General features: G+C 73.8%; 26 protein-coding genes and 1 riboswitch. Of the genes, 21 read left to right on the forward strand and 5 right to left on the reverse strand.

Going from position 1 to position 24949, the window contains the following annotated elements:
* Nucleotides 1–346: 346 nt before the first annotated feature.
* From KBX43_RS02025 to KBX43_RS02125, 21 genes are all read left to right on the forward strand, one after another.
* On the forward strand, nucleotides 347–2626 hold the full coding sequence (locus KBX43_RS02025; protein WP_210882639.1) for an FAD-dependent oxidoreductase: 2280 nt from the start codon (nucleotides 347–349) through the stop codon (nucleotides 2624–2626).
* The gene (locus KBX43_RS02030) at nucleotides 2623–2943 is read left to right on the forward strand and encodes a putative quinol monooxygenase (RefSeq protein WP_043323424.1); all 321 of its coding nucleotides are present in this window, start codon (nucleotides 2623–2625) and stop codon (nucleotides 2941–2943) included. Before KBX43_RS02025 ends, KBX43_RS02030 begins: the two co-directional genes overlap by 4 nt.
* Nucleotides 2940–4166 (forward strand): cytochrome P450, encoded by a 1227-nt coding sequence (locus KBX43_RS02035; RefSeq protein WP_043323426.1) that lies wholly within the window; start codon nucleotides 2940–2942, stop codon nucleotides 4164–4166. The genes KBX43_RS02030 and KBX43_RS02035 overlap by 4 nt, the downstream gene beginning before the upstream one ends.
* A 52-nt stretch (nucleotides 4167–4218) precedes the next feature.
* Nucleotides 4219–4884 (forward strand): TcmI family type II polyketide cyclase, encoded by a 666-nt coding sequence (locus tag KBX43_RS02040; RefSeq protein ID WP_064445675.1) that lies wholly within the window; start codon nucleotides 4219–4221, stop codon nucleotides 4882–4884.
* A gap of 93 nt (nucleotides 4885–4977) precedes the next feature.
* Entirely contained in the window at nucleotides 4978–5361 is a 384-nt protein-coding gene (locus KBX43_RS02045) for a DUF1622 domain-containing protein (protein ID WP_113972909.1), read from the forward strand.
* Nucleotides 5362–5416: 55 nt separating this feature from the next.
* Entirely contained in the window at nucleotides 5417–7537 is a 2121-nt protein-coding gene (locus KBX43_RS02050) for a heavy metal translocating P-type ATPase (protein WP_210882645.1), read from the forward strand.
* Nucleotides 7538–7631: 94 nt separating this feature from the next.
* Nucleotides 7632–8030 (forward strand): molybdopterin-binding protein, encoded by a 399-nt coding sequence (locus tag KBX43_RS02055; RefSeq protein WP_043323433.1) that lies wholly within the window; start codon nucleotides 7632–7634, stop codon nucleotides 8028–8030.
* Nucleotides 8027–8809 (forward strand): molybdate ABC transporter substrate-binding protein, encoded by a 783-nt coding sequence (gene modA, locus KBX43_RS02060; protein ID WP_104115392.1) that lies wholly within the window; start codon nucleotides 8027–8029, stop codon nucleotides 8807–8809. Before KBX43_RS02055 ends, modA begins: the two co-directional genes overlap by 4 nt.
* Nucleotides 8806–9603 carry an ABC transporter permease gene (locus KBX43_RS02065; RefSeq protein ID WP_069088484.1) on the forward strand — a complete coding sequence of 266 codons (798 nt, stop codon included), beginning with the start codon at nucleotides 8806–8808 and terminating at the stop codon, nucleotides 9601–9603. The genes modA and KBX43_RS02065 overlap by 4 nt, the downstream gene beginning before the upstream one ends.
* Entirely contained in the window at nucleotides 9600–10655 is a 1056-nt protein-coding gene (locus tag KBX43_RS02070; protein ID WP_210882647.1) for an ABC transporter ATP-binding protein, read from the forward strand. Before KBX43_RS02065 ends, KBX43_RS02070 begins: the two co-directional genes overlap by 4 nt.
* Nucleotides 10656–10759: 104 nt before the next feature.
* Complete coding sequence (locus KBX43_RS02075; protein ID WP_205796395.1) at nucleotides 10760–11023, forward strand: hypothetical protein; 264 nt, start codon at nucleotides 10760–10762, stop codon at nucleotides 11021–11023.
* 49 nt (nucleotides 11024–11072) lie between these two features.
* Nucleotides 11073–12092: a zinc-binding alcohol dehydrogenase gene (locus tag KBX43_RS02080; protein ID WP_374225971.1), complete on the forward strand. Its 1020-nt coding sequence runs from the start codon at nucleotides 11073–11075 to the stop codon at nucleotides 12090–12092.
* Nucleotides 12093–12094: 2 nt separating this feature from the next.
* Nucleotides 12095–12493, forward strand: coding sequence for a 6-carboxytetrahydropterin synthase (locus KBX43_RS02085; protein ID WP_210882651.1), 399 nt, complete (start codon nucleotides 12095–12097; stop codon nucleotides 12491–12493).
* Between the two features lie 4 nt (nucleotides 12494–12497).
* Complete coding sequence (locus KBX43_RS02090; protein ID WP_210882653.1) at nucleotides 12498–13535, forward strand: glycosyltransferase family 4 protein; 1038 nt, start codon at nucleotides 12498–12500, stop codon at nucleotides 13533–13535.
* Nucleotides 13532–14341 (forward strand): class I SAM-dependent methyltransferase, encoded by an 810-nt coding sequence (locus KBX43_RS02095; RefSeq protein ID WP_210882655.1) that lies wholly within the window; start codon nucleotides 13532–13534, stop codon nucleotides 14339–14341. The genes KBX43_RS02090 and KBX43_RS02095 overlap by 4 nt, the downstream gene beginning before the upstream one ends.
* A 147-nt stretch (nucleotides 14342–14488) precedes the next feature.
* Nucleotides 14489–15385 (forward strand): lysylphosphatidylglycerol synthase transmembrane domain-containing protein, encoded by an 897-nt coding sequence (locus tag KBX43_RS02100; protein WP_231915483.1) that lies wholly within the window; start codon nucleotides 14489–14491, stop codon nucleotides 15383–15385.
* Between the two features lie 69 nt (nucleotides 15386–15454).
* Nucleotides 15455–16084 carry a GTP cyclohydrolase II gene (gene ribA, locus KBX43_RS02105; protein ID WP_030499246.1) on the forward strand — a complete coding sequence of 210 codons (630 nt, stop codon included), beginning with the start codon at nucleotides 15455–15457 and terminating at the stop codon, nucleotides 16082–16084.
* On the forward strand, nucleotides 16081–16770 hold the full coding sequence (locus KBX43_RS02110) for a RibD family protein (RefSeq protein WP_043323447.1): 690 nt from the start codon (nucleotides 16081–16083) through the stop codon (nucleotides 16768–16770). Before ribA ends, KBX43_RS02110 begins: the two co-directional genes overlap by 4 nt.
* A 107-nt stretch (nucleotides 16771–16877) precedes the next feature.
* Nucleotides 16878–18557 carry an extracellular solute-binding protein gene (locus tag KBX43_RS02115; RefSeq protein WP_210882657.1) on the forward strand — a complete coding sequence of 560 codons (1680 nt, stop codon included), beginning with the start codon at nucleotides 16878–16880 and terminating at the stop codon, nucleotides 18555–18557.
* Complete coding sequence (locus tag KBX43_RS02120) at nucleotides 18554–19579, forward strand: sugar ABC transporter permease (protein WP_210882659.1); 1026 nt, start codon at nucleotides 18554–18556, stop codon at nucleotides 19577–19579. The genes KBX43_RS02115 and KBX43_RS02120 overlap by 4 nt, the downstream gene beginning before the upstream one ends.
* Nucleotides 19576–20496 (forward strand): carbohydrate ABC transporter permease, encoded by a 921-nt coding sequence (locus KBX43_RS02125; protein ID WP_043323451.1) that lies wholly within the window; start codon nucleotides 19576–19578, stop codon nucleotides 20494–20496. Before KBX43_RS02120 ends, KBX43_RS02125 begins: the two co-directional genes overlap by 4 nt.
* A gap of 9 nt (nucleotides 20497–20505) precedes the next feature.
* Here the strand turns inward: KBX43_RS02125 and KBX43_RS02130 are convergent, their stop codons facing one another.
* The 5 genes from KBX43_RS02130 to KBX43_RS02145 all read right to left on the reverse strand — a co-directional run bounded on the left by KBX43_RS02130 (nucleotide 20506) and on the right by KBX43_RS02145 (nucleotide 24834).
* The gene (locus KBX43_RS02130) at nucleotides 20506–21243 is read right to left on the reverse strand and encodes an amino acid ABC transporter ATP-binding protein (RefSeq protein ID WP_064445684.1); all 738 of its coding nucleotides are present in this window, start codon (nucleotides 21241–21243) and stop codon (nucleotides 20506–20508) included.
* Nucleotides 21240–22016, reverse strand: a complete 777-nt coding sequence (locus KBX43_RS02135) for an amino acid ABC transporter permease (RefSeq protein WP_069088490.1) — start codon at nucleotides 22014–22016, stop codon at nucleotides 21240–21242. The genes KBX43_RS02130 and KBX43_RS02135 overlap by 4 nt, the downstream gene beginning before the upstream one ends.
* A 38-nt stretch (nucleotides 22017–22054) precedes the next feature.
* Entirely contained in the window at nucleotides 22055–22909 is an 855-nt protein-coding gene (locus KBX43_RS02140; protein ID WP_113972900.1) for an ABC transporter substrate-binding protein, read from the reverse strand.
* Between the two features lie 110 nt (nucleotides 22910–23019).
* On the reverse strand, nucleotides 23020–23145 hold the full coding sequence (locus KBX43_RS31790; protein ID WP_255358569.1) for a hypothetical protein: 126 nt from the start codon (nucleotides 23143–23145) through the stop codon (nucleotides 23020–23022).
* Between the two features lie 33 nt (nucleotides 23146–23178).
* Nucleotides 23179–23289: riboswitch (SAM riboswitch) on the reverse strand.
* A 69-nt stretch (nucleotides 23290–23358) separates the two neighbouring features.
* Nucleotides 23359–24834, reverse strand: coding sequence for an NAD(P)/FAD-dependent oxidoreductase (locus KBX43_RS02145; protein ID WP_043323460.1), 1476 nt, complete (start codon nucleotides 24832–24834; stop codon nucleotides 23359–23361).
* Nucleotides 24835–24949: the final 115 nt, after the last annotated feature.

Here is a 24949-nt window from a genome sequence, read left to right on the forward strand (position 1 = left end):
GATCACTGACAGTGCTCGTTCGGGATCTTGCCGAAATCGGGCTGACCGTCCGGGCCGCAGGTCAGTGCAGTGATGCGCCGATGGCTGCAGAGCAAAGGCGGCCGAAAGGCCTGCCTGCCCGACCTCGACGCTCTCACGCTCGGTGAGGTCTACGCAGAGTGAGGCAGGTGGGGAATCCGTCTGCCGGCTGCGCCGGTCGCACGGCATCAGCACGCTCCCGACCGTCGTGCGCGCCGTCCCGGCGGCGTCACCGGGGCCGGACCTCCGGCGGGTCGACGGTGACGAGGTGGTGACGCGGGCTGCGGCAGGGTCGCGGCACGACGACGGCACGGTTCGAGGGGGCTGCATGATCAGGACGATGCTCCGGCTGCGCGCGCGCCCCGGGTGCGAGCCCGCCGTCGGGCCCGCGTTCGAGACCGTGGCGGGACAGCTCGGCGCGCTGGCCGGCAACCTGCGGCACGAGCTGCTGCGCGACGCCCTCGACCCGCGCGGCTTCGTCGTCGTCACCGAATGGGCCGACGAGGCGGCGCTGCGCGCGTACCGGCGCGGGCCGGTGGCGGCCCGCCTGGCCGGCCTGCTCCAGCCGCTGACCGAGCCGGCCGACGGCCCCGAGTACCCGCTGCTGCGCGAGACCGGGGACGGCGAGGGCCCGGTCTACGTGGACGTCGAGCTGACCGTGCCGCGCGACCGCCTCGCCGAGTTCCACCGGGGCTACCCCGAGGTGGTACGGCGGATGACCGCGATACCCGGCTACCGCCGCGAGCAGCTGCTGCGCGAACCCGGCTCGGACATCCACCACATCTTCGCCGAGTGGGACGGCGCCGCGCCGTTCCTCGCCTGGATCAGCGACCCGGCCCACGCCTCCGCGCAGGCCGGACCGATCGCACCGTTCCTTCTCGACATCCGGCGCCGCCTGTTCCACGTCGTGCCCGACGCGGACGGCAGCAGTCACCCCACCACGGGCTGGGAGGCCGACGTGCACAGGACAACAGACGTACTCGTCGTCGGGGCGGGGCCCACCGGGCTGACCGCCGCCGTCGAACTGGCCCGGCGGGGCATCGACTGCCTGGTGATCGACAAGCAGGCCACCCCGCCCGGCCACGCCGACAAGGCGATCGGCGTGCACTGCCGCACCATGGAGATCTGGGAGGAGCAGGGCGTCGTCCGGGAGGCCATGGACGCCGGCATCTGGCTCACCGGCAACATGGTGTTCGTCAACGGCGCGCAGACCCACCGGATGAGCTGGGAGCTGCCCGGCCTGCCGTACGCCCACCTCGGCCTGCCGCAGTACGAGACCGAGCGCATCCTCACCGACCGGCTCGCCGCCCTCGGGGTGCGCCCGCGGCGCGGCGCCGAACTCGCCGACCTCACCCAGGACGTCGACGGCGTGACCGCCACCGTCCGCACCGCCGACGGCGGCACCGAGACGGTACGCGCCCGGTACGTCGTCGGCGCCGACGGCGCGCACAGCCGCGTCCGGGAGCGGCTCGGGCTCACCTTCACCGGCGGGCTCGGCCGGTTCCCGCAACTGTTCATGCTGGTCGACGTCGACGTGAACTGGGACATGCCGGACGGGCACCTGCTGCGGTTCCTGCACATGACCGACGGGCAGATGGACGGGATGCTGGTCTGCGTACCGCTGCGCGGCGAGCACCGCTACCGCATAGCCACCCTCGCCCCGCCCCGGTTCTTCGCCCAGACCGGCGGACGCGACGCCCCGCCCGGGTTCAGCGAGGAACTCGACGAGCCCACCATCGAAGACGTGCAGGCCGCGCTGGACCGCCTCGCGCCACCCGGCACCCGGGCGAGCAACCTGCGCTGGTCGTCGGTGTTCCGGATCAGCCACGGCATCGTCGACCGCTACCGCGACGGCCGGATCTTCGTCGCCGGGGACGCCGCCCACCTGCACCCCCCGGCCGGCGGCCAGGGCATGAACACCGGCATCCAGGACGCCTGGAACCTGGCCTGGAAACTCGCGCTCGCGGTACGCGGGCTCGCCGCGCCCGGCCTGCTGGACAGCTACGAGACCGAGCGGCGGCCGGAGGGCGAGGAGATCGTCGGCCGGGCGGTACGGATGGCCGGCACCGAGGAGGTGGACCGCGCCGACCTGGAACGGCAGTTCCTCCAGGAGATGTCCATGCTGCTCAGTTACGCCGGCAGCCCGCTGGTCGGGGAGACCGTCGCCGACCCGGCCGCGCTCGGCGACGCGCCCCGCCCCGGCGACATCGCGCCCGACGTCGACGGGCTGCGCCGCCGCGGCGTCGGCCACCCGCTGCGCCTGCGTGACCTGACCCGGGGCACCCGGCACACGCTGCTGCTCTACGCCGACCGCACGGCCGGCGCGGAGGAACTCGCCGCGTTCACCGGCCTGTGCGCCGACGCGCGGCGGCTCGCCGGCGGGGAACTCGACGCGTACCTGCTGCTCGACCCGGACGCCGACGAACCGCGACTGCTGGACCCGCCGGTGGTGCGCGACGCCGAGCGCCGCTTCCGCGCCGGGTACGGGCTGGACGGCACCGGCCTGTACCTGATCCGCCCGGACGGGCACGTCGGGTTCCGGGGCGCGCCGGTCGACCCGGACGCGCTGCGCAAGCACCTGCACCTGGTGTTCGGGAGCGCGCGGTGAGCCGGGTCCGGACCGTGCTGGCGATGCGGACCCGGGAGGGGTGCGCGGAGCGCTTCGAGGCCGAATGGCTCAGCGCCGCCGAACAGATCCGCACCCTGGACGGCTGCCTGCACCAGGACCTGGTCCGTGACGCCGACGACCCGCGCAGCTACCTGGTCATCAGCGACTGGGCCGACCGCGAGCGGCTGGACGCGTTCGGCCGCAGCGAGCAGCGCGACCGGCTGCTGCGCGTCATCCGGGAGCTGCGCGAGTCCGCGGACCGGCACACCTACCAGGTGCTGCACAGCGTGGCCGGCGAGCCGGGGGAGGGGCGATGACCGACGACGTGATGCCGGCGAGCGAGCTGTACACCGACTCGTTCGCTGCCGACCCGTACCCCGCGCTGGCGCGGCTGCGCGCCGAGCGGCCGGTCTGCCCGGTCGGCTCGCCGCGCTTCGACTCCTGGCTGATCACCCGCTTCGACGACGCGCGCACCGCGCTGACCGACCCGCGCCTGTCCAAGGACCTGTACGGCCCGGACCAGCACTACCTGAAGATCTTCGGCCCGAACTCCGAGGGCCTGAACCGCAACATGCTCAACTCCGACCCGCCGGAGCACACCCGGCTGCGTCGCGTGGTGTCGCAGGCGTTCGCGCCGCGGCGGATCGAGGCGCTGCGCCCCCGGGTGGCGTCGATCGTCGACCAGCTGATCGACAAGATGGCGCCGCACGGCGAGGCGGACCTGATGCACGAGTTCGCCATCCCGCTGCCGATGACTGTCATCTGCGAACTGCTCGGCGTGCCGCCGGCCGACCACGACCGGGTGCTCGACTGGACCCAGGTCATCCGCACCTCCGGCTCCACCAGCCGGCCGCCGGCGCAGGAACGGGCCGCGGTGCAGGAGGCCCAGTTGCGGCTGCACCACTACCTGGCCGGGCTGGTCCGGGCTAAACGCGACGACCCGGCCGACGACATCATCGCCGCGTTGATCCGGGCGGTCGACCAGGACGGGACGCTGTCCGAGGCGGAACTGGTCACCACCACGTTCCTGCTGCTGTTCGCCGGGCACCAGACCACCGCCGACTTCCTCGGCAACGCGGTGCTGGCGCTGCTCACCCACCCCGAGCAGATGGAACTGCTGCGCGCCACGCCGCGCCTGCTGCCGGCCGCGATCGAGGAACTGCTTCGGTTCGACGGGCCGCTGCCCGTGGCCAGCCCGCGCATCGCCACCGAGGACGTCGACTACCAGGGCGTACGCATCCCGCGCGGCGCGATCGTCGGAGTCGCGATCAACGCGGCCAACCACGACCCGGCGCACTTCGCCGACCCGGACCGGCTGGACCTGCGCCGCGTCCGGGGCCCGCACCTCGGGTTCGGGCACGGCGTCCACTACTGCCTGGGCGTCTCGCTGGCCCGGATGGAGGCCGAACTCGCGCTCGGCGCGCTGCTGCGCCGGCTGCCCGGACTGCGCCTGGGCGTGCCGCTCGCGCAGGTGCGCCGGCTCCCCGCCGCCTCGCCGTTCCGCGGCCTGCTGGAACTGCCTGTCACCTTCACCGCCTGACGGCGCCGCCGCCTCGCGCCGCCGCCCCCGTCGCAATCATCAAGGAGCAGTCATGGTCTTCCGCAACGTGATCGTCTGTCACATGGTCCCCGGCAGCGAGCAGATCGTCGGCGACGTGTTCGGCCACTACGACCAGGCCACCCGGCCGCAGGACCTGGGCGTCATCGGCCGGTACCTGCTGTCCCACCACGACCTCTACCTGCACGTGATCGAGCGGGAGCAGGACCCGCGGATCTCCGGGCAGACGCGCGGGCTGCCCGCCTTCCAGAAGATCGCCGAGGAGATCGGCCCGTACGTGACCCCGTACCCGCGCTACTGGAAGAACCCGTCGGACTCGGTGGCGAAGGAGTTCTACCACTGGGCGCCCGAGGGCGAGCCGCCCGCCGACACCACGCTCACCGTCATCGTCGGGCGGATCAAGCCCGGCGCCGAGCCGGACGTGGCGCGGGTCTTCGCCGAGTCCGACGCCGGGTCGCTCCCGGCCGACCTCGGGGTCACCGGCCGCTGGCTCTACTCGATCGACGACGTCTACGTGCACCTGCTGGAACAGGAGACGTCAACGGCCGAGGCCACCCGCGACCGGCACGGCGACAAGCCCGCCTTCGGCAAGGTGATGCAGGACCTCGGCCCGTACATCGAGCCGTACCGGCCGGAGAAGTGGCAGGGCCCGCAGGACTCCCTGGCCACCGTCTTCTACCGCTGGCAGGCCCAGGACTGAGCACGCCTCCGCGCACCCGCCCTCCGGGTGGCGGGAGCGCGGAAACGCCGCCCCCGCGACCGGCCGTACGCCAGGCTGGTGCGGGGGTGCCGGGTGCCGACGAAGGAGATCGTCCAGCACGTCGGGGCGCTGCTGGACCTGGCCGGGGTGCTGGTGATCGCGGTCGGCGTCGCGGTCGCCACAGTCGTGTTCGCGGTGCGCTGCGCCCGGACCCGGCAGGTGGTGGCGCACTACCGGGCGTACCGGCAGGGGGTCGGCCGGGCCATCCTGCTCGGCCTGGAGTTCCTGGTCGGCGGCGACATCATCCGGACCGTCGCGGTGTCGCCCACGTTCACCAGCGTCGGCGTGCTGGCGCTGATCGTGCTGGTCCGTACGTTCCTCAGCTTCTCCCTCGAGGTGGAGCTGGACGGCCGGTGGCCCTGGCAGGGCCGCCCTCCGGCGGACCGGCCGAGCGTCGGCGCCCGCCCCCAGCGCTGAACGCCCGTCACGTATTACCCCCAGGGGGTATGGTGGTCGGCGGAGGTGACGCCCGATGGAGCACTCACCCGCTCACCACGGCGACCACGGCACCGATCATGGCGGCGGCGCGCACGCCGGGCACGACCCGGAGCAGTTCCGCCGCCGGTTCTGGCTGAGCCTGGCGCTGACCCTGCCGATCGTCGCCACCAGTCACATGGTGATGGACTGGTTCGGCTACTCGATCGACCTTCCCGGCGTGCGCTGGGTCGGCCCGGTGCTCGGCACCGTGGTCTTCCTCTACGGCGGCTGGCCGTTCCTCACCGGCGGCCTGCGTGAGCTGCGCGAACGCAGCCCCGGCATGATGCTGCTGATCTCGATGGCGATAGTCGTCGCGTACCTCGCCTCGGCCGCCACCAGCATCGGCCTGTTCGACCTGGACTTCTGGTGGGAGCTGGCCGCGCTGGTCACCATCATGCTGCTCGGCCACTGGCAGGAGATGCGGGCGGTCGGGCAGGCACGCGGCGCGCTCGGCGCCCTCGCGGCGCTGCTGCCCGACGACGCCGAGCGCCTGGACGACGCCGGGCGGCCGCATCCGGTGCCGGTCGGCGAGCTGCGGGTGGGCGACCTGGTGCTGGTGCGCCCCGGCGGACGGGTGCCGGCCGACGGGCGGATCGTCGAGGGCGCCGCCGAACTGGACGAGTCGATGATCACCGGCGAGTCGCGGCCGGTGGCCCGCGCCGCCAGGGACCGGGTGGTCGCCGGCACCGTGGCCACCGACTCCACCCTCCGGGTACGCGTCGACGCGGTCGGCGCGGACACCGCGCTGGCCGGCATCGGGCGGCTCGTCGCCGAGGCGCAGGCCTCCGGCGGGCGCGCGCAGGTGCTCGCCGACCGGTTCGCCGCGCTGCTGTTCTACCTGGCGGCGTTCGCCGGCCTGGCGACGTTCGCGGTGTGGGCGCTGCTCGGCGACCCCGACCAGGCGGTGGTACGCACCGTGACGGTGCTGGTGATCGCCTGCCCGCACGCGCTCGGCCTGGCGATCCCGCTGGTGGTGGCGCTGTCCACAGCGCTGTCGGCCCGCGCCGGCATCCTGGTCAAGGACCGGCTCGCGCTGGAGCGGATGCGCACCGTCGACACCGTCCTGTTCGACAAGACCGGCACGCTCACCACCGGCCGGCACACGGTGACCGGAGTGGCCGCCACCGGCGGGCTGGACTCCACGGCCGCCCTGGCCCTGGCCGGCGCGGTGGAGGCCGACAGCGAGCACCCGCTGGCCCGCGCGCTCGTCGCCGCCGCCGACGCGCGGCCGACGTCCGACGCCGGGCCGACGTCTCCCGGGCCGAGGTCTCCGACCGGGTCCGACGCCGAGCCCGGCCCGGCGCGTCCGGTCGCGCGCGGCTTCCGGGCGCTGACCGGCCGGGGCGTGCGCGCCACCGTGGACGGCGTGGACTGGGCGGTCGGCGGACCGGCCCTGCTGCGCGAACTCGACGCCCCGGTGCCGGACGACCTGGCCCGGGCCGCGCAGGAGTGGTCGGGCCGGGGCGCCGCGGTGCTGCACCTGGTCCGCCTGCCCGAGGGCGGGCCGCCGGAGGTGACCGCCGCGTTCGGGCTGGAGGACCAGGTCCGCCCGGAGGCGCGGGCCGCCGTGGCCGAGCTGCGCGACCTCGGCGTACGCAAGATCGTGATGATCACCGGCGACGCGCGCCCGGTGGCCGAGGCGGTCGCCGCCGACCTCGGGTTCCGGCCCGGCGTCGACGAGGTCTTCGCCGAGGTGCTCCCGGCCGACAAGGACAAGGCGGTCGCCGAGCTGCGCGGTCGGGGACTGACGGTGGCCATGGTCGGCGACGGCGTGAACGACGCCCCGGCGCTCGCGCGCGCCGACGTCGGGCTGGCCATCGGCGCCGGCACCGACGTGGCGATCGAGTCCGCCGGGGTGGTGCTGGCCGGCTCCGACCCGCGCGGCGTCGGCGGCGTGATCCGGCTGTCCCGCGCGTCGTACCGGAAGATGCGGCAGAACCTGGCCTGGGCGGCCGGCTACAACGTGGTCGCGATCCCGCTGGCCGCCGGTGTCCTCGCCTGGGCCGGGGTCGCGCTCAGCCCGGCGCTGGGCGCAGTGCTGATGTCCGCCTCCACCATCGTGGTGGCGCTCAACGCCCAACTGCTGCGCCGGGTCCGGATCACCCCGGCCGACTGACCCGCAGTTCCGGTTCCCGAGCCGCCTTGAGGTTCGCGGATGCGAGCCATCATGCCCCTTCCAGCCCGCACCTGCGGGCCGCTAGGGTGAGCGCGTGACGGTGTTCCGGATCGGTGAGGCAGCCGAACTGCTCGGGGTCAGCGCGGACACGGTCCGCCGCTGGATCGACGCCGGCAAGCTGCCGGCCACCCGCGACGAGCACGGCCACCGGGTGCTCGACGGCGCCGACGTCGCAGCGTTCGTCCGCGCTCCCGGCCACCCCGAGCTGTCCTCGGCCCGCAACCGGCTGCGCGGCATCGTCACCGCCGTGGTCAAGGACACCGTGATGGCCCAGGTGGACATCCAGGCCGGGCCGTTCCGGGTGGTGTCGCTGATGAGCCGCGAGGCTGTCGACGACCTCGACCTCCAGGTCGGCGCCGTCGCCGTCGCCGTGATCAAGTCGACCACCGTCGTGGTCGAGCGAGCCACCCCCAGGGGAAGGACCAGCCCGTGACCGTACGGTGGATCCGCGCCGCCCTCGCCGGCGCGCTGGTGGCGGCGCTCGGCCTGACCGGCTGCGGCGACGCGGACGCCCCGGCCGGACCCGACGGCGCCGGCCCGGTGACGGTGTTCGCCGCCGCCTCGCTCACCGAGTCGTTCACCCGGCTCGGCAAGGACTACGAGGCCGCGCACCCGGGCCGTACCGTCCGGTTCAACTTCGGCGGCAGCTCCGGGCTGGCCACCCAGATCACCCAGGGCGCGCCCGCCGACGTGTTCGCCGCCGCGTCCCCGGCCACCATGAAGACGGTCACCGACGCCGGTGACGCCGCGGGCGAACCGGCCGTGCTGGTCCGCAACCAGCTCGTCGTGGCCGTACCCCGGGGTAACCCGGCCCGGGTCGGCGGCCTGGCCGACCTCGCCCGCCCCGGCGTCAAGGTGGCGCTCTGCGCCGAGCAGGTGCCCTGCGGCGCCGCCGCGCGCACCGCGCTCGACGCGGCCGGTGTGCGGCTCACGCCCGCCACGCTCGAACAGGACGTCAAGGGCGCGCTGGCCAAGCTGCGCCTCGGCGAGGTCGACGCCGCGCTGGTCTACCGCACCGACGTCCGCGCCGCTCCCGGGCTCGACGCCGTCGAGTTCCCGGAGTCCGCGCGCGCGGTGAACGACTACCCGATCGTGGTGCTGCGCGCCGCCGCCAATTCGGCCGGCGCCCGCGCCTTCGTCGACTTCGTCCGCTCCGACGCCGGGCTCGCCGTGCTCACCGCCGCCGGGTTCCAGGCGCCGCCCGGCGCATGAGCCGCACGGTACGCCGGCAGCGGGTGCCGGTCGCCCTGCTCGTGCCCGCCGGGCTGGGACTGGCCTTCCTCGTCCTGCCGCTGGCCGGTCTGCTGCTGCGAGCCCCCTGGACGACGCTGCCCGGGCGGCTGACCGAACCGGGTGTGCTCACCGCGCTGCGGCTGTCGCTGGTGACCGCCACCGTCGCCACGCTGCTCTGCGTGGCGCTCGGCGTACCCCTGGCGTGGCTGCTGGCCCGGGTGGAGTTCCCCGGGCGGCGGCTGGTCCGGGCGCTGGTCACGGTGCCGCTGGTGCTGCCGCCGGTGGTAGGCGGCGTGGCGCTGCTGCTGGTCTTCGGCCGGCGCGGGCTGATCGGCTCGTGGCTGGACGAGACGTTCGGCGTGACGCTGCCGTTCACCACCGCCGGGGTGGTGCTGGCCGAGGCGTTCGTGGCCATGCCGTTCCTGGTCATCGCCGTCGAGGGGGCGCTGCGCGGCGCCGACCCCCGGTACGAGGAGGCCGCCGCCACGCTCGGCGCCGGGCGGTTCACCACGTTCACCCGGGTCACGCTGCCGCTGGTCGCCCCGGGCGTGGCGGCCGGGGCGGTGCTCTGCTGGGCCCGCGCGCTCGGCGAGTTCGGCGCCACCATCACGTTCGCCGGCAACTATCCGGGCCGCACCCAGACCATGCCGCTGGCTGTCTACCTTGCGCTGGAGACCGACCTGCAGGCCGCGATCGTGCTGAGCCTGATTCTGCTCACCGTCTCCGTGGTCATCCTCGCCGCGCTGCGCGACAAGTGGGTCGGCAGCACATGACCGCGCTGCTGGACGCGCATCTGGTCGCCGAGCGGGACGGCTTCAGCCTCGACGTGCGGCTGCGCATCGCCGCCGGTGAGGTGGTGGCGCTGCTCGGCCCCAACGGCGCGGGCAAGACCACCGCGCTGCGGGTGCTCGCCGGGCTGCACCCGCTCACCGCCGGGCACCTCACGCTCGACGGCGCCGACCTGGACCGGCCGGACCGCCGGATGTGGACGCCGCCGGAACGGCGGCCGGTCGGCGTGGTGTTCCAGGACTACCTGCTGTTCCCGCACCTGAGCGCGCTGGACAACGTGGCGTTCGGGCCGCGCCGCCGGGGCGCCGACAAGCGGGCCGCCCGCGCCCGTGCCCAGGAGTGGCTGGACCGGGTCGGTCTCGGCGACCAGGCCCGGCGCCGGCCCCGGCAGCTCTCCGGCGGGCAGGCGCAGCGGGTCGCGCTGGCCCGCGCGCTCGCCGTCGACCCGGCCCTGCTGCTGCTCGACGAGCCCCTGGCCGCGCTCGACGCGCGGACCCGGCTGGACACCCGCGCCGAACTCCAGCGCCACCTCGGCGCGCATCCCGGCGCGACGCTGCTCGTCACCCACGACCCCCTCGACGCGCTGGTGCTCGCCGACCGGCTGGTCATCGTGGAGCACGGCCGGGTGGTGCAGGAGGGTGACGCCGCCACCGTCACGGCGCGGCCACGCACCGACTACGTGGCCCGGCTGGTCGGCCTGAACCTGCACCGCGGCCGCGCCGACGGGCACACGGTCACCGTCGGTGAGTTGGCACTCACCACCGCCGACACCGTCCACGGTGACGTGTTCGTCGCCTACCCGCCGGCCGCTGTGGCGCTGCACCCGTCCCGGCCCGAGGGCAGCCCGCGCAACGTGTGGGCGGCCACCGTCACCGGCGTGCAGCGCCACGGCGACAACCTGCGCGTGCAGCTGGCCGGCCCGGTCGAGGTGGCCGCCGACGTCACGCCCGCCGCCGCGGCCCACCTCGGGCTGATCCCCGGCCGGCCGGTCTGGGCGGCGGTCAAGGCAGCGGAGACGCGCGCCTATCCGGCGTGACAAACACCGCTGGTCGCGGCATGTGCGCAGGTGAGAGGTTTGATCTGCGCTCAACCGGTCACTGGGACGGTAGCGACGACGCAAAGGGGGACACGGTGCCCGACATGATCCGCAACAGGTCCAGTCAGGACGCCGACCTGCCACGGGGAGTCACCGACCCGTTGCTCTGGCGGGCCGCGTACGACGTGGCCGTCGCGCACCGGCCCGACGAGTCCGGCCGGTGCGAGAGCCTGCTGTGTGACGGTCAGGTCGCGCCGTGCGACGCGCTGACGGCGGCCCACCGGGCGATGGAGCTGGCCGGAGACCGGCACGCCGACCGGGCCGAGCCGGAAACGTGGCGTACGGAGCAGCGGCGGCGCGCCGCCTGAGCATCGGGTCGCGGGCGGTTCGAACCGTTGACGCCCCGCTTCCGTGTTTATGATCGACAACTCGGTCGGAATGCGGGGAAGAGGAGAGTTCGTGACGGTAGACGCCCAGGCGTTCTGGCTCCGCGCTCCCGGCGAGGGCGAGATCCGGCCGGTGCGCGTCGCCTCGCCCGGCCCGGGTGAGGTGCTGGTGCGTACCCGCTTCTCCGGCGTCAGCCGCGGCACCGAGACGATCGTGTTCACCGGCCGTGTCCCGGCCGACCAGCACGCCGCCATGCGCGCGCCGTTCCAGGAGGGCGACTTCCCCGCCCCGGTCAAGTACGGCTACCTCAGCGTCGGCACGGTCGAGGCCGGCGACGAGCGGCTGCTCGGCCGTACCGTCTTCTGCCTCTACCCGCACCAGAGCGCGTACGTGGTCCCGGCCGACGCCGTGACCGTCGTGCCGGACGGCGTGCCGGCGCAGCGCGCGGTGCTGGCCGGCACCGTGGAGACCGCGGTGAACGCGCTGTGGGACGCCGCGCCGCTGGTCGGCGACCGGGTCACGGTGATCGGCGGCGGGATGGTCGGCTGCGCGGTCACCGCGCTGCTGGCCCGCTTCCCCGGCGTCCGGGTCGAGCTGGTCGACGCCGACCCGGCCCGCGCCGACGTGGCCGCCGCGCTCGGCGCCGACTTCGCCGCGCCCGCCGACGCGGCCGGCGGTCGCGACCTGGTGGTGCACGCCAGCGCCACCGCCGACGGGCTGCAGCGCGGCCTGGAGCTGCTGCGTCCCGAGGGCACCGTGCTGGAGCTGAGCTGGTACGGCGACCGGCCGGTCACGCTCGCGCTCGGCGGCGCGTTCCACTCCCGACGGCTGCGCATCCGCAGCAGCCAGGTCGGCACGGTGTCGCCCCGGCGCGCCGACCGCAGCTACGCCGACCGGCTCGCCCTGGCCCTGGACCTGCTCGCCGACCCGGCGTTCGACGCGCTGCTCACCGGCCGGTCCCGCTTCGACGACCTGCCCGACGTGCTGGACCGGCTCGCATCGGGCCGTCTTCCGGCGCTGTGCCATCTCATCACCTACGGCGAGGAGTGAACGTGTTCAGCGTGACCGTCCGGGACCACATCATGGTCGCCCACAGCTTCCGCGGCGAGGTGTTCGGCCCGGCCCAGCGGCTGCACGGCGCGACGTTCGTCGTCGACGCCACGTTCCGCCGGCCGGAGCTGGACGACGACGGGATCGTGGTCGACATCGGGCTGGCCACCGAGCAGCTCAAGGCCGTGCTCGGCGAGCTGAACTACCGCAATCTCGACGACGAGTCCGCCTTCACCGGGGTGAACACCACCACCGAGGTGCTGGCCCGTACGGTGGCCGACCGGCTCGCCGACGCGGTGACGGTCGGCCGGCTGGGGGAGGGGGCGCGCGGCCTGACCGGGATCACCGTCACCCTGCACGAGTCACACATCGCCTGGGCGAGCTACGAGCGGTCGCTCTGACCGGATGAGCGTCGTCCACGTGGTGCTGCCGGGTGACATCGACGACCCGGCGGATCCCAGCGGCGGCAACGCCTACGACCGGCACGTCTGCCGTGGCCTGGCCGGACGCGGCTGGACGGTCCGGGAACACCAGGTGCCCGGCGGCTGGCCGCACCCGGGGCCACGCGAGCGCGCCGACCTGGCCGGACTGCTCGGCGGGCTCCCCGACGGCGCGACGGTGCTGCTCGACGGCCTGGTCGCCTCCACCGTGCCGGACGTGCTCGCCCCGCACGCCGCGCGGCTGCGCCTGGTGATCCTGGTGCACCTGCCGATCGAGGGAGAGACCGAGGCACGGGCGCTGGCGGCGGCCACCGCAGTGGTAGCCACCAGCGAGTGGACCCGCGGCCGGCTGCTCGACCGCTACCGGCTGCGCCCCGAACTGGTGACGGCCGCCCCACCCGGCGTCGACCCGGCGCCCGTCGCCCCCGGCACGCCCGGCGGTGGGCGGCTGCTCTGCGTCGCCGCCGTCACGGCGGTCAAGGGCCACGACGTGCTCGCCGCCGCGCTCGCCGAGGTGGCGGACCTGAACTGGACCTGCGACTGGGTGGGACCGCTGGAGCGGGACCGGCCCTTCGCCGACCGGATGCGCGGGCGGCTCGCCGCCGCCGGTCTGGGCGCCCGGGTCCGGCTCACCGGCCCCCGTACCGGGCCGGACCTGGCCGCCACCTACGCCGCCGCCGATCTGCTGGTTCAGCCCTCGCGACAGGAGACGTACGGGATGGTGGTCACCGAGGCGCTGGCCCGGGGCGTACCGGTGCTGGCCAGCGACACCGGCGGCCTGCCGGCCACGCTCGGGCACGCGCCCGGCGGCGAGCGGCCCGGCCTGCTGGTGCCACCGGACGATCCGGGCGCGACCGCCGCGGCGCTGCGCCGCTGGCTCACCGACCCCGGCCTGCGGGACCGGCTGCGCCGCGCCGCCCGGCAGCGGCGGGACACCCTCACCGGCTGGCCGGTCACAGTGGACCGGCTGGCGACGGCGCTGAAGGAGGCGACCGCGGCATGACCACCTCACTCCCGCCCGGCTTCGCGGACTGGCTGCGGCTGCGAGAGCCCGCCGACGCGGCGGCCCGCAGCGCCGAGCTGGCCGACGCGGTCCGCGACCGGATGCCCGCCGGCCGGCCGCTCGTCGTGCACGACCTGGGCAGCGGCACCGGCTCGATGGCCCGCTGGCTGGCGCCCCGGCTGCCCGGCCCGCAACACTGGGTGCTGCACGAACGCGACCGGGACCTGCTGGCGCTGGCCCGCTCGGCGCGGCTCACCGCCGCCGACGGGGCCGAGGTCACCGTGACGACGCTCGACTCGGACATCACCCGGCTGACCGCCGCCGACCTGGCCGGCGCGCACCTGGTCACCGCGTCCGCGCTGCTGGACATGCTCACCGCCGAGGAGGTCGGGCGGATGGCGGCGGCCTGCGCCGGGCACCCGACGCTGTTCGCGCTCACCGTCACCGGGCGGGCCGAGTTCACCCCGCCGCACCCGCTCGACGCCGAGCTGACCGCCGCGTTCAACGCCCACCAGCGGCGCACCGTCGACGGCCGGGCGCTGCTCGGGCCGGACGCCGTGGACGCCGCCGTGGCCGCGTTCTCCCGTCACGGCGTCGAGGTCGTGGTGCGCCCCACCCCGTGGCGGCTCGGCCCGGAGCAGGCGGAACTGGCCGCCGAATGGCTCACCGGCTGGGTCGCCGCAGCGGTCGAGGAACTACCGCATCTGTCCGGGCCCGCCGGGACGTATCAGAAGTGGCGGCTCGCCGAGGCCGCCGCCGGCCGGCTCGACGTGGTGCTGCACCACGCCGACCTGCTCGCCGGCTGAACCGTACCGGCTGCTGGCACGTGACAACCGGTGGGAACAAGGGAGGACCGTTTGTCACACGTCGCCGTCGCCGTTGCCGGACCCGTACCGGCTGTCACGCCCGCGCCGCCGCGCCGGGCCCGGACGCGCCGGACCTGGGTACGTCCGCTGCTCGGGCTCGCGGTGCTCGCCGTGCTCGTCGCGTCAGTGGGCACCGGTCCGTTCCTGGCCGGGCTGCGCCTGATCGACGCGCCGGCGCTGGCCGCCGCGCTCGGCATCGGCGTGATCACCACCGTCTGCTGCGCCTGGCGCTGGTCGCTTGTCGCCGGCGGGCTGGGCGTACGGCTGCCGATGCGCGCCGCGGTGGCGCACTGCTACCGGGCGATCTTCCTGAACTCGACGCTGCCCGGTGGCGTGCTCGGCGACGTGCACCGGGCGGTCCGGCACGGCCGCGACGCCGGGGACGTGGCCCGGGGCGTACGGGCGGTGGTCTGGGAGCGCACCGCCGGTCAGGTGGTGCAGGTGGTCATCGCGGTGGCGCTGCTCGCCGCGTTCCCGTCACCGGTGCGCCGGTACCTGCCGTGGCTGGCGGCCGGCCTGGCCGTGGTGGCGCTGGCGCTGGCGCTGGCCGCCCGCGCGGTGCCCCGCTCCGGGGCGTCCCGCTGGGCGCGGGCGGCCCGGACCGTGGTCGCCGACGTGCGCTCCGGCGTGCTGGGCCGCCGGACCTGGGCCGGTGTGGTGATCGCCTCGACGGTGGTGTTCGCCGGCCACCTGGCCACGTTCGTGGTGGCCGCCCGCACCGCCGGGACGGACGCCCCGCTGTCCCGCCTGCTGCCGTTGACGCTGCTCGCCCTGCTGGCCATGGCGGTGCCGCTCAACGTGGGCGGGTTCGGCCCGCGCGAGGGGGTCGCCGCGTGGGCGTTCGCCTCGGCCGGGCTGACCGCCGCGCAGGGTGTGGCGACCGGCACGGTGTACGGCGCGCTGGTGCTGGTGGCCAGCCTGCCCGGCGCCGCGGTGCTGCTGGCGCGGCGGATGCCCCGGCGGGAGCCCGGCAACTGTCGGTGATCCCGCCTACGGTGGGGGAGCGAGGTGTGCGTCGCCGGGTCCGCCCGGCGACCGGACGACAGGAGAACCATGGACGAAACCCTGCCCACCGCGACGGTCCGGACCCGCGTGACGGTCCCGCTACGGTTCCCCGACGGTTACGTGACGACCGCGCGCGTGCACACCTTCCATGGTCTCGTCGACGGGCGCGAGCACCTGGCGTTCGGGCTCGGTGAACACGTCGACGCCGACCCGCCGCTGGTCCGCCCGCACAGCGAGTGCCTCACCGGGGACGTGTTCGGCAGCCAGCGCTGCGACTGCGGGCCGCAGCTGCGCGAGGCGGTCGAGCGCATCGCCGAGGCCGGTGGCTACCTGCTCTACCTGCGGCAGGAGGGGCGGGGCATCGGCCTGTACGCCAAGCTCGACGCGTACGCGCTGCAGGACGACGGCCTCGACACGTACGAGGCGAACCTGGCGCTCGGGCGCGGCGCGGACGAGCGTGACTACACGGTGGCCGCGCAGATGCTCGGCGCGCTGGGCGTGGACCGGGTGGCCCTGCTCAGCAACAACCCGGACAAGGCGGCCCAGCTCGAACGGCTGGGCGTCACGGTGGCCGACCGGGTGTCCACCGGCGTGCACCTGTCGCCGGCGAACGCCGGTTACCTGGCGGCCAAGGTGACCCGCGCCGATCACGCCCTCGACCTGCCGTTCGTGCCGTGACCACCCGCCCGTACGTCCTGCTCAGCTGCGCGATGTCGATCGACGGATACATCGACGACGCGACCACCGACCGGCTGCTGCTGTCGAACGACGACGACCTGGACCGGGTCGACGCGACCCGGGCCGGGTGCGACGCGATCCTGGTGGGCGCGGCCACCGTACGCCGCGACGACCCCCGCCTGCTGGTGCGCAGCGAGCGGCGGCGCGCCGAGCGGGTGGCGCGCGGCCTGCCCCCGTCGCCGGTGAAGGTGACAGTCACCGGCAGCGGCGACCTCGACCCGGGGGCGCGCTTCTTCACCATGGGTGACGGGCTCAAGCTGGTGTACTGCCCGAGCGGAGTGGTGGACAAGGCCCGTGAGCAGGTCGGCGCCGTGTCCACGGTGGTCGACGCGGGCGATCCGGCCACCGCGGAGGCGGTGGTGGCCGACCTGGCCGGGCGCGGCGTGACGCGCCTGATGGTGGAGGGCGGCGGCTCGATGCACCGCCAGTTCCTCACCGCCGGCCTGGCCGACGAGCTGCACCTGGTGGTCGCCCCGTTCTTCGTGGGGGACCGTCGGGCGCCGCGCTTCGTCGGGGACGGCCGCTTCCCGTGGCACCCGGGCCGTCGGGCCCGGGTGGTCGAGGTGCGCCAGATCGGCGACGTGGTGCTCACCCGCTACGCGTTGTCCGACCGCTGCCCGGCCTGACCCGTCGTCCCGCCCGGTCCACCCTTGTGCAAGCTCACGGTCATGATTAGTTTGTTGACCATCCATACGAACTAATCCACTGCGCATCCCTTCCCGAAGGGGGACCGATGACCGCGCACCACCCCGACCCGGGCTCCTCCCGCCGTCGCTTCCTCGGCCTGGTCGGCCTCGGCGTGGCCGCCACCACCGCCGGCCCGCTGCTCGCCGGCTGCTCGGAGAAGCCGGCCGGCACCGGCGCCGCCCAGAACCTCGACGCCGTCTCCGGCCTGCTGCCCAACCACAAGGACCTGCCCGGCGGCATCAAGCCCGACATCGTCGGCACCCGGCCGGTGCCCGACGGCTACACCCGCTACCCGGCCAGCCTCGTCGACGCCGTCACCGACAAGCCCGGCACCAGTGGCAAGCAGGTCACCGCCATGACCCCCGCCTGGGGCCCGGCGCCGCCCGGCGTCGCGCAGAGCGCCTACCTCCAGGCCGTCAACGCCGAGCTGGGCACGCCCGTCAACTTCACCATCCAGGACGGCAACACGTACGCCGACAAGCTCAACGCGATGCTCGGCGCGCGCGACGTGCCGGACCTGCTGTGCGTACCGGGGTGGGAGGTGGAGAAGATCCCGCGCTTCGCCGAGGCCATCAAGGTGCTCTTCGAGGACCTGACCGACCACCTCAGCGGCGACGCCGCCGCCGCGTACCCGATGCTGGCGAGCTTCCCCACCGGGGCCTGGCGGCGCGCGGTCTGGAACGAGCGGCTCATGTCCGTGCCCAACCCCACCGACGGGCCGTTCCCGTGGGCGCTGTTCACCCGCAAGGACGTCCTCGACGCGCGCGGCCTGGCCGTGCCGGCGAACCTGGACGACCTGCTCGCCGTGGCCAAGCAGGTGACCGACCCGGCGCGCAAGGTGTGGGCGTTCAACGACGTCTTCGCCATGATCCAGATGTTCCACAAGGTGCCGGGTCACAAGGGCGGATGGCGGGTCAAGTCCGACGGCACCCCCGAGTTCAAGTACGAGACCCCGGAGTTCCGCCGCGCGCTGGAGGTGATGGCCAAGATCTACGCGGACGGCCTGGTCCACCCGGACATCGTGGCCAGCAGGGGCGCGGACGCCAAGCAGCTGTTCGCCAAGAACGGCGCGATCGTGTTCCTCCAGGACGGCGTCGGCTTCTGGCAGGGCGCCCAGGCCGAGCACCAGAAGACCAACCCCAAGCTGAACATCCAGCCGGTGCCGATCTTCTCCGCCACCGGCGGCGACCCGCTGGTCTGGGGCGACGACGAGCCGATTTCCTACACGTTCGTCAAGAAGGGCCTCGGCAAGGACCGGGTCCAGGAGCTGCTGCGGATCATCAACTGGTGCTCCGCGCCGCTGGGCAGCCAGGAGGCGCAGCTGCGGGACTTCGGCGTCGCGGGCAAGCACCACAACCCGTCGCCGAACGGGCCGGTCAAGACCGACCTGGCGTTCAAGGAGATCGCCAACCAGTACTTCTTCATCAGCGGCCGCAACCCCACCATCGGGCCGTTCCCGGACACCCCGCGCTTCGTGCCGGACGTGCTCGCGTACTCCAACGAGATGGTCAAGCACATGGAGCCCAACCCGTGGGCCGGGGTGAAGCTGGAGATGCCCGCCGCGTACAAGGCCAACCAGGTGCCCACCGAGGACAAGTTCACCGACGTGCTGCGCGGCCGCCGACCGCTGAGCGACGTGGACGCCATCGTCAAGGAGTGGAAGGCCGCCGGCGGCGAAGAGGCCCGGAAGCTGCTCGCCGGCGCGCTGCCCAAGGCGGGCCGATGAGCGAGCCGGCCGTCCTGGCCGGGCCCGAGCGGGCCCGGCCGGACGCCCCGGCCTCGCCCGGCCGACCGCCCGGCCGACCTCCCCGCCGCCGCCGGGTGCCGCTGCGCACCCGGCTGCGGCGGGACTGGCAGCTGCTCGCCATGGTGGCGCCCGGCTTCGGAATCCTGCTGGTCTTCAGCTACCTGCCGATCGCCGGCAACGTCATCGCGTTCCAGGACTACAACCCCTACCTGGGCGACAACCCGTGGCAGGCGTTCGTGCACAGCGACTGGATCGGCTTCGGCCAGTTCCAGCTGCTGTTCTCCGACCCGGCGTTCTGGGACGCGTTCCGCAACACGCTGGCGATCACCGCGTTCCAGCTCGTCTTCTTCTTCCCGCTGCCGATCCTGCTGGCCATCGCGCTGCACAACCTGCTGTCCAGCCGGCTGCGCGGGCTCATCCAGACCATCGTCTACCTGCCGCACTTCTTCAGCTGGGTGCTGGTGGTCACGTTCTTCGTGGCGATGCTCGGCGGCGCGGGGCTGCTCGCCCAGAGCGTGCGCGACGCCGGGATGCAGCCGTGGAACGTGATGACCAACCCGGACACGTTCATCGTGCTGGTCACCGTCGAGGCGGTGTGGAAGGACGTCGGCTGGGGCACCATCGTCTTCCTGGCCGCGCTGTCCACCATCGACCAGAACCTCTACGAGGCCGCCGCCGCCGACGGCGCCGGCCGGTGGCGGCGGCTGTGGCACATCACGCTGCCCGGCCTGCGACCGGTGATCGTGCTGCTGCTCATCCTGCGCCTGGGCGACGCGCTCTCGGTCGGCTTCGAGCAGTTCCTGCTGCAACGCGACGCCGTCGGCCGGCAGGCCGCCGAGGTGCTCGACACCTTCGTCTACCACTTCTCCATCGCCACCGGGAACTACGGGTACGGCGCCGCGGCCGGACTGTTCAAGGCCGTCATCGGGCTGGTGCTGATCCTGGCCGCCAACCGGGTGGCGCACATGCTCGGCGAACGAGGGATCTACTCCAAGTCATGACCACGCTGATCCGCCGGGTCGCCGGCGACCGATCCCGCCGGCCGGTGTGGCAGGAACCGCCCACCCCGGTCGGGCAGGGCCTCAAGGCCGTCGTGCTCACAGTGCTCGTGGCGGGCGTGCTGTTCCCGCTCTGGGTGATCCTGGTGACCAGCCTGTCCTCGCGGGAGACCATCGCGCGGGCCGGCGGCCTGGTGGTCGTGCCCCGGGGCATCGACACGTCCGCGTACGAGACGATCTTCGCCGGGGGCGCTGTCACCCGGGCCCTCTGGATCAGCACGCTCGTCACGGTGATCGGCACCGCCATCGCGCTGACGGTCACCGTGCTCGCCGCGTACGGGCTGTCCCGGCCGGGCTCGCTGGGGCACCGCTGGCTGCTGGCGTACTTCCTGATCCCGTTCCTGGTCTACCCGCCGCTGGTGCCCCGCTACCTGGTGGTCACCGGGCTCGGCCTGAAGGACACCATCTGGGCGCTGGTCCTGCCACCGGCGATCAGCGTGTTCAACCTGGTCGTGGTGCGCGGGTTCTTCCAGGGCATCCCGTCGGAACTGCTGGACAGCGCCCGCATCGACGGCGCGAGCGACTTCCGTACGCTCGCGCGCATCGTGCTGCCGCTGTCCCGCGCGGTCATCGCCGTGGTCGGCCTGTTCTACGCGGTCAGCTACTGGAACGTCTGGTTCGACGCGCTGCTGTTCATCGACCGCAACGACATGTACCCGATCCAGCGGGTGCTGCAGAGCTACCTGCTGGCCGGGCAGGCCCCGCACACCTCCGGCGGCAGCAGCGGGGTGACCATGCCACCGACCGAGGCGGTCAAGATGGCGGTGGTGGTGCTGACCGTCGCGCCGATCGTCGCCGTCTACCCGTTCATCCAGCGGCACTTCGTCAAGGGCGTGCTGATCGGCGCGGTGAAGGGCTGAGGCGGCCGCTCACAGAACCTGGGACAGGAAGCGTCGCAGCCGCGGGTGCTCCGGCGCCTCGAACACCGCCTCCGGCGGGCCGGACTCCAGCACCACGCCCGCGTCCATGAACGCCACCGTGTCGGCGACGCTGCGCGCGAACCCCATCTCGTGCGTCACCACGACCATCGTCATGCCGGCCGCAGCCAGGTCCGCCATCACCGCGAGCACGCCCTTGACCAGCTCCGGGTCCAGCGCGCTGGTCGCCTCGTCGAAGAGCATCACCTGCGGGCGCAGCGCCAGCGCCCGCGCGATCGCGACGCGCTGCTGCTGCCCGCCGGAGAGCTGCGCCGGCCGCGCGTCGGCCTTGCCGGCCAGGCCGACCAGGTCGAGCTGGGCGCGGGCGAGCGCCACCGCCTCGTCCTCGTCGAGCTTCTTCAGCTTGCGCAGCGCCAGCGTGATGTTGCGCAGCACGCTCAGGTGCGGGAAGAGGTTGAACTGCTGGAACACCATGCCGATGCGCTGGCGCAGCGCGTCCGGGTCGTCGCGCAGCACGCTGCGGCCGTCCAGCAGCACGTCGCCCCGGTCCGGCTCGATCAGCCGGTTGATGGTGCGCAGCAGCGTGGACTTGCCGGAGCCGGACGGGCCGATCACGCAGGCGGCGCCGCCGCGCGCCACGTCCAGGTCCGCGCCGCGCAGCACCCGGTGCGCGCCGAAGGCCAGGTGCACGTCGCGGACGGCCAGGCTGACCGAGGTGGTGGTGGTCATCGCGGGTCCTTTCCGGACGGGGTGAGGTCGACCGGCTCGGCATCCGGCTCCGGCTCGGGCGGCGCGGCCGGGCGGCCCTGCCGCAGCCGCCGGTCCAGCCAGTTCACCGCGTGGGTCAGCGGCACGGTCAGCAACAGGTAGAACAGCCCGGCCAGCAGCAGCGCGGACTGGTTGCCGGTGTTCGCGGCGTAGTCCTGCCCGATCCGGAACAGCTCCCGCTGGCTGGCCAGCAGGCCGAGGAAGTAGACCAGGCTGGAGTCCTTGATCAGCGAGATGAGCTGGTTGACCCAGGCGGGCAGCACCCGGCGCACGCCCTGCGGGATGATCACCAGGCGCATCGCCTCGCCCCAGGAGAAGCCGAGCGCCCGCGCGCCCTCCAGCTGGGCGGCCTCCACGCTCAGGATGCCGGCCCGGAAGATCTCGCCGAGGTAGGCGGCGGCGATCAGGGACAGCGCCAGCACGCCCAGGGGATAGGGGTTAGGGCCCCAGACCTGCATGCCCAGCGGCGCCAGGCCGACGCCGATGAGCAGGATGGTCGCCGCGGCCGGCAGGCCGCGGAACACGTCGGTGTAGATCCGCGCCGGCCACCGCAACCACCGGGTACGCGAGATGCCGGCGACGGCCAGCAGCATGCCCAGCACCGAGCCGAGCAGGGCGGCGGAGACCGCCAGGGTGAGCGTGTTCGGCAGCCCGACGGTCAGCATCTCCGGCAGCGCCTCGCGCATCGACTCCCAGTCGAAGAACGTCTCCCAGAGGGTGCTCAGTGGGTCCATGTCCGCTCCGTCCGCCCTGCTCGTGCTCGGTTACCGGCTCAGGAGGCGGCCGACGGCGCCGGCGCCGCCACCGACCCGCTGCCGGGCTTGAAGTCGGCCGGGATCGGCCGCCCCGGGTAGTACTCGGCCTGCAGGCGGCTCCAGGTGCCGTCCGCGATCACCTCGTCGAGGCCCTTGTTCAGCGCCTCGCGCAGCTTGTCGTTGCCCTTTGCCACGGCGAACGCGGTCGGGGTGGGGCTGAGCTGCTTCGCCGCGACCTTGATCTTGCCGTTGCTGTCGGCGGCGGACTTGTCGCCGATCTCCGCCGGGGCGATCCAGGCGTCCGCGGTGCCGGCCTTGAGCTGGTTGATCGCGCTGTTGTAGTCGGGCACGCGTACCGGGTCGAGGTTCTGCTTGGTGGCGTAGTCGTCCTGCACGGTGCCCTGCACCACCACCACGCGCTTGCCGGCGAGCTGGTCGAAGCCGGTGAGCGTGGATCCGGCCGGCACGTCCAGGCCGAAGTAGCCGAAGTCGTAGCCGTTGCCGAAGTCCACTGTCTTCTTGCGCGCCTCGGTGATCGTGATCGAGGAGCTGCCCACGTCGAACTTGCCGCTGTTGACCTGGGCGAGCAGGGCGGAGAAGTCGGTGCCGACGAACTCCACCTTCAGGTCGATCTTGGCGGCCACGGCCCGCAGCAGCTCGTTGTCGAAGCCGGTGAACTTGCCGTCCTTCAGGAAGACGTTCGGCGGGGCGTCGGTGAGCGTGCCGGCGCGGATCACGCCGGGCTGGAGCAGGCCGTACGGGTTGTCGGCCGCGTCGGTGTCGTCGCCGCCGCAGGCGGTGAGCGCGGTGACGGCGAGCAGGGCCGCCGCGCCGACGGCGGCGGCACGGGTCAGGACGGTACGGAAACGCACGATGTCTCTCCAGAGTGGACGGACGCGCGGAGGTGCGCGTCGGCGCCGGCCCGCCGGACAGACGACCGGGCCGGAGAAGGATGGATCGGAAAGAGGGGGGTGGCGTTCGCTCAGCGCGCGAGGCGACAGGCGTCGCTGCACACCCGCATCAGGTCGACGTGGCGGCGCTTGACCAGCGCGAAGCGGGCCGGGTACGCGGCGACGTCGCCGGAGGGGGTGGAGGGTGGTACGGACATCGGTCTCCCTGGTCTGGTGCTGACCTGGGTGCCAGGCCACGCTTGCACCGGCGGCTGCCGGTGCCTGGTCTTCACCCGGGGCACCCCACCGCGGAGGAGGGTTGCCGGCCAGCGAGCCGGGGCTTCGCGCTGGCGCTCATGACCTGCCCAGAAGGCTAGCAGCACCGCCGGGGCGGCCGTCCAGCGGTTATGACCACCCTCACGCGCGGCGCCTTACCGACGGGCCGGGACGACCGGCGCGTCCCGGCCGGTGCCGTGCCGCGACGGGCTGCGCTGCTCGTGGTAGTCCTGTTCCACGTTGACGGTCCAGACGTCGTGCTCCGCGCCGTGCGCGATGTTCTCCGCGGTCAGCATCGCGGTGAGCATCGAATGGTCGGCGTTGTTGTACCGGTGCATGCCGTTGCGCCCGACCGGGTGCACGTTCGGCACGTTCGCGGCCAGCCAGCCCCGGATGACGTCGACGTTGCGCTGGTACCGCTCGTCGTAGACCGGGTACGCCTTCGGCATCCGGACCACGTAACCGGCCTCCACGCAGCCGGGCTTGACCAGGCCCAGCCGCTCCAGCTCGGCGGTGGCGAACGCGACCAGTTCGGCGTCCGGCGTCCGCCACATCTCGTCGCCCTCGAACACGAAGTACTCCAGCCCCAGGCACGTCCGCCCGTCCTTGACCAGGTACGGCGACCAGGAGCCGAAGTTCTGGATCCGGCCCACCCGGGCCGCCGGGTCGTGCACGTAGATCCAGTTGTCCGGGAACGAGAACTCCTCCGGCACCACGAGCGCGACGGTCAGGAAGTCCCGGTACCGCAGGTCGTCGGCGGCGGCCCGCACCTCGGGCGGCGCCTCCGGCCGCATCGCCCGCACCAGCGCGGAGATCGGCATCGAGGAGATCACATGATCGGCCGGCTCGGTCCGCTCACCGTCCGCGTCGACGAGCGTCACCGCTGTCGCCCGCCGGGCCGCCGGATCCCGCCGTACCTCGGTCACCCAGGCGCCGGTGCGTACCGTGCCGCCGCGTCGGGCGACCTCCTCGGCGCAGCGCTCCCACATCATCCCGGGGCCGTGCTTCGGGTACTGGAACTCCTCGATCAGGCTGGTCACGTCCGTGCGGTCGCGCCGGGGCAGCAGCGCGTTGCGCATCGCGGTGGCCAGCGACAGGTTCTTGATCCGCTGGGCCGCCCAGTCGGCCTGCAACTGGTCCGCCGGCATCCCCCAGACCTTCTCCGTGTACGTCTTGAAGAAGATCGAGTAGAGCCGCCAGCCGAACCGCGCCGACACCCACCCCTCGAAGTGCGACTGGTCCTTCGGAGGGCGCAGCCGGGCCCGGCCGTACGAGGCCAGACAGCGCGCCGCCTCCAGCAGGCCGAGGTTGCGCAGCGCGTTCCCGGCGCTGAGCGGATAGTCGAACAGCGCCCCGCGGTAGTAGATACGGCTCATCCGCGGCCGGAGCAGGAAGTCCTCGTCCGGCAGGATCTCGTGCCAGAAGTCCTCGACCCGGGACACCTTGGTGAAGAAGCGGTGCCCGCCGATGTCGAAGCGCCAGCCCTCGCGCTCCACGGTCCGGCTGATCCCGCCGACCACGTCGTCGGCCTCGTAGACCCGGACCGGCTCGCCGTGCCGCAGCAGCTCGTACGCGGCGGTCAACCCGGCCGGCCCCGCCCCGATGATCACGGTTCCGTCGCCGTCACCCATGCCGTCCGCGCCCCCTGCCGCCAGCCTCCCGATGCGGCACCGCGCATACCCGCCCCACCGGCAACTTCACCTGCGCACCCACCCCGATGCGCCGCCCACCCACCCCACCCCGCCC

Source organism: Micromonospora sp. C41 (assembly GCF_018070485.1).
Taxonomy (GTDB): Bacteria; Actinomycetota; Actinomycetes; order Mycobacteriales; family Micromonosporaceae; genus Micromonospora; species Micromonospora chalcea.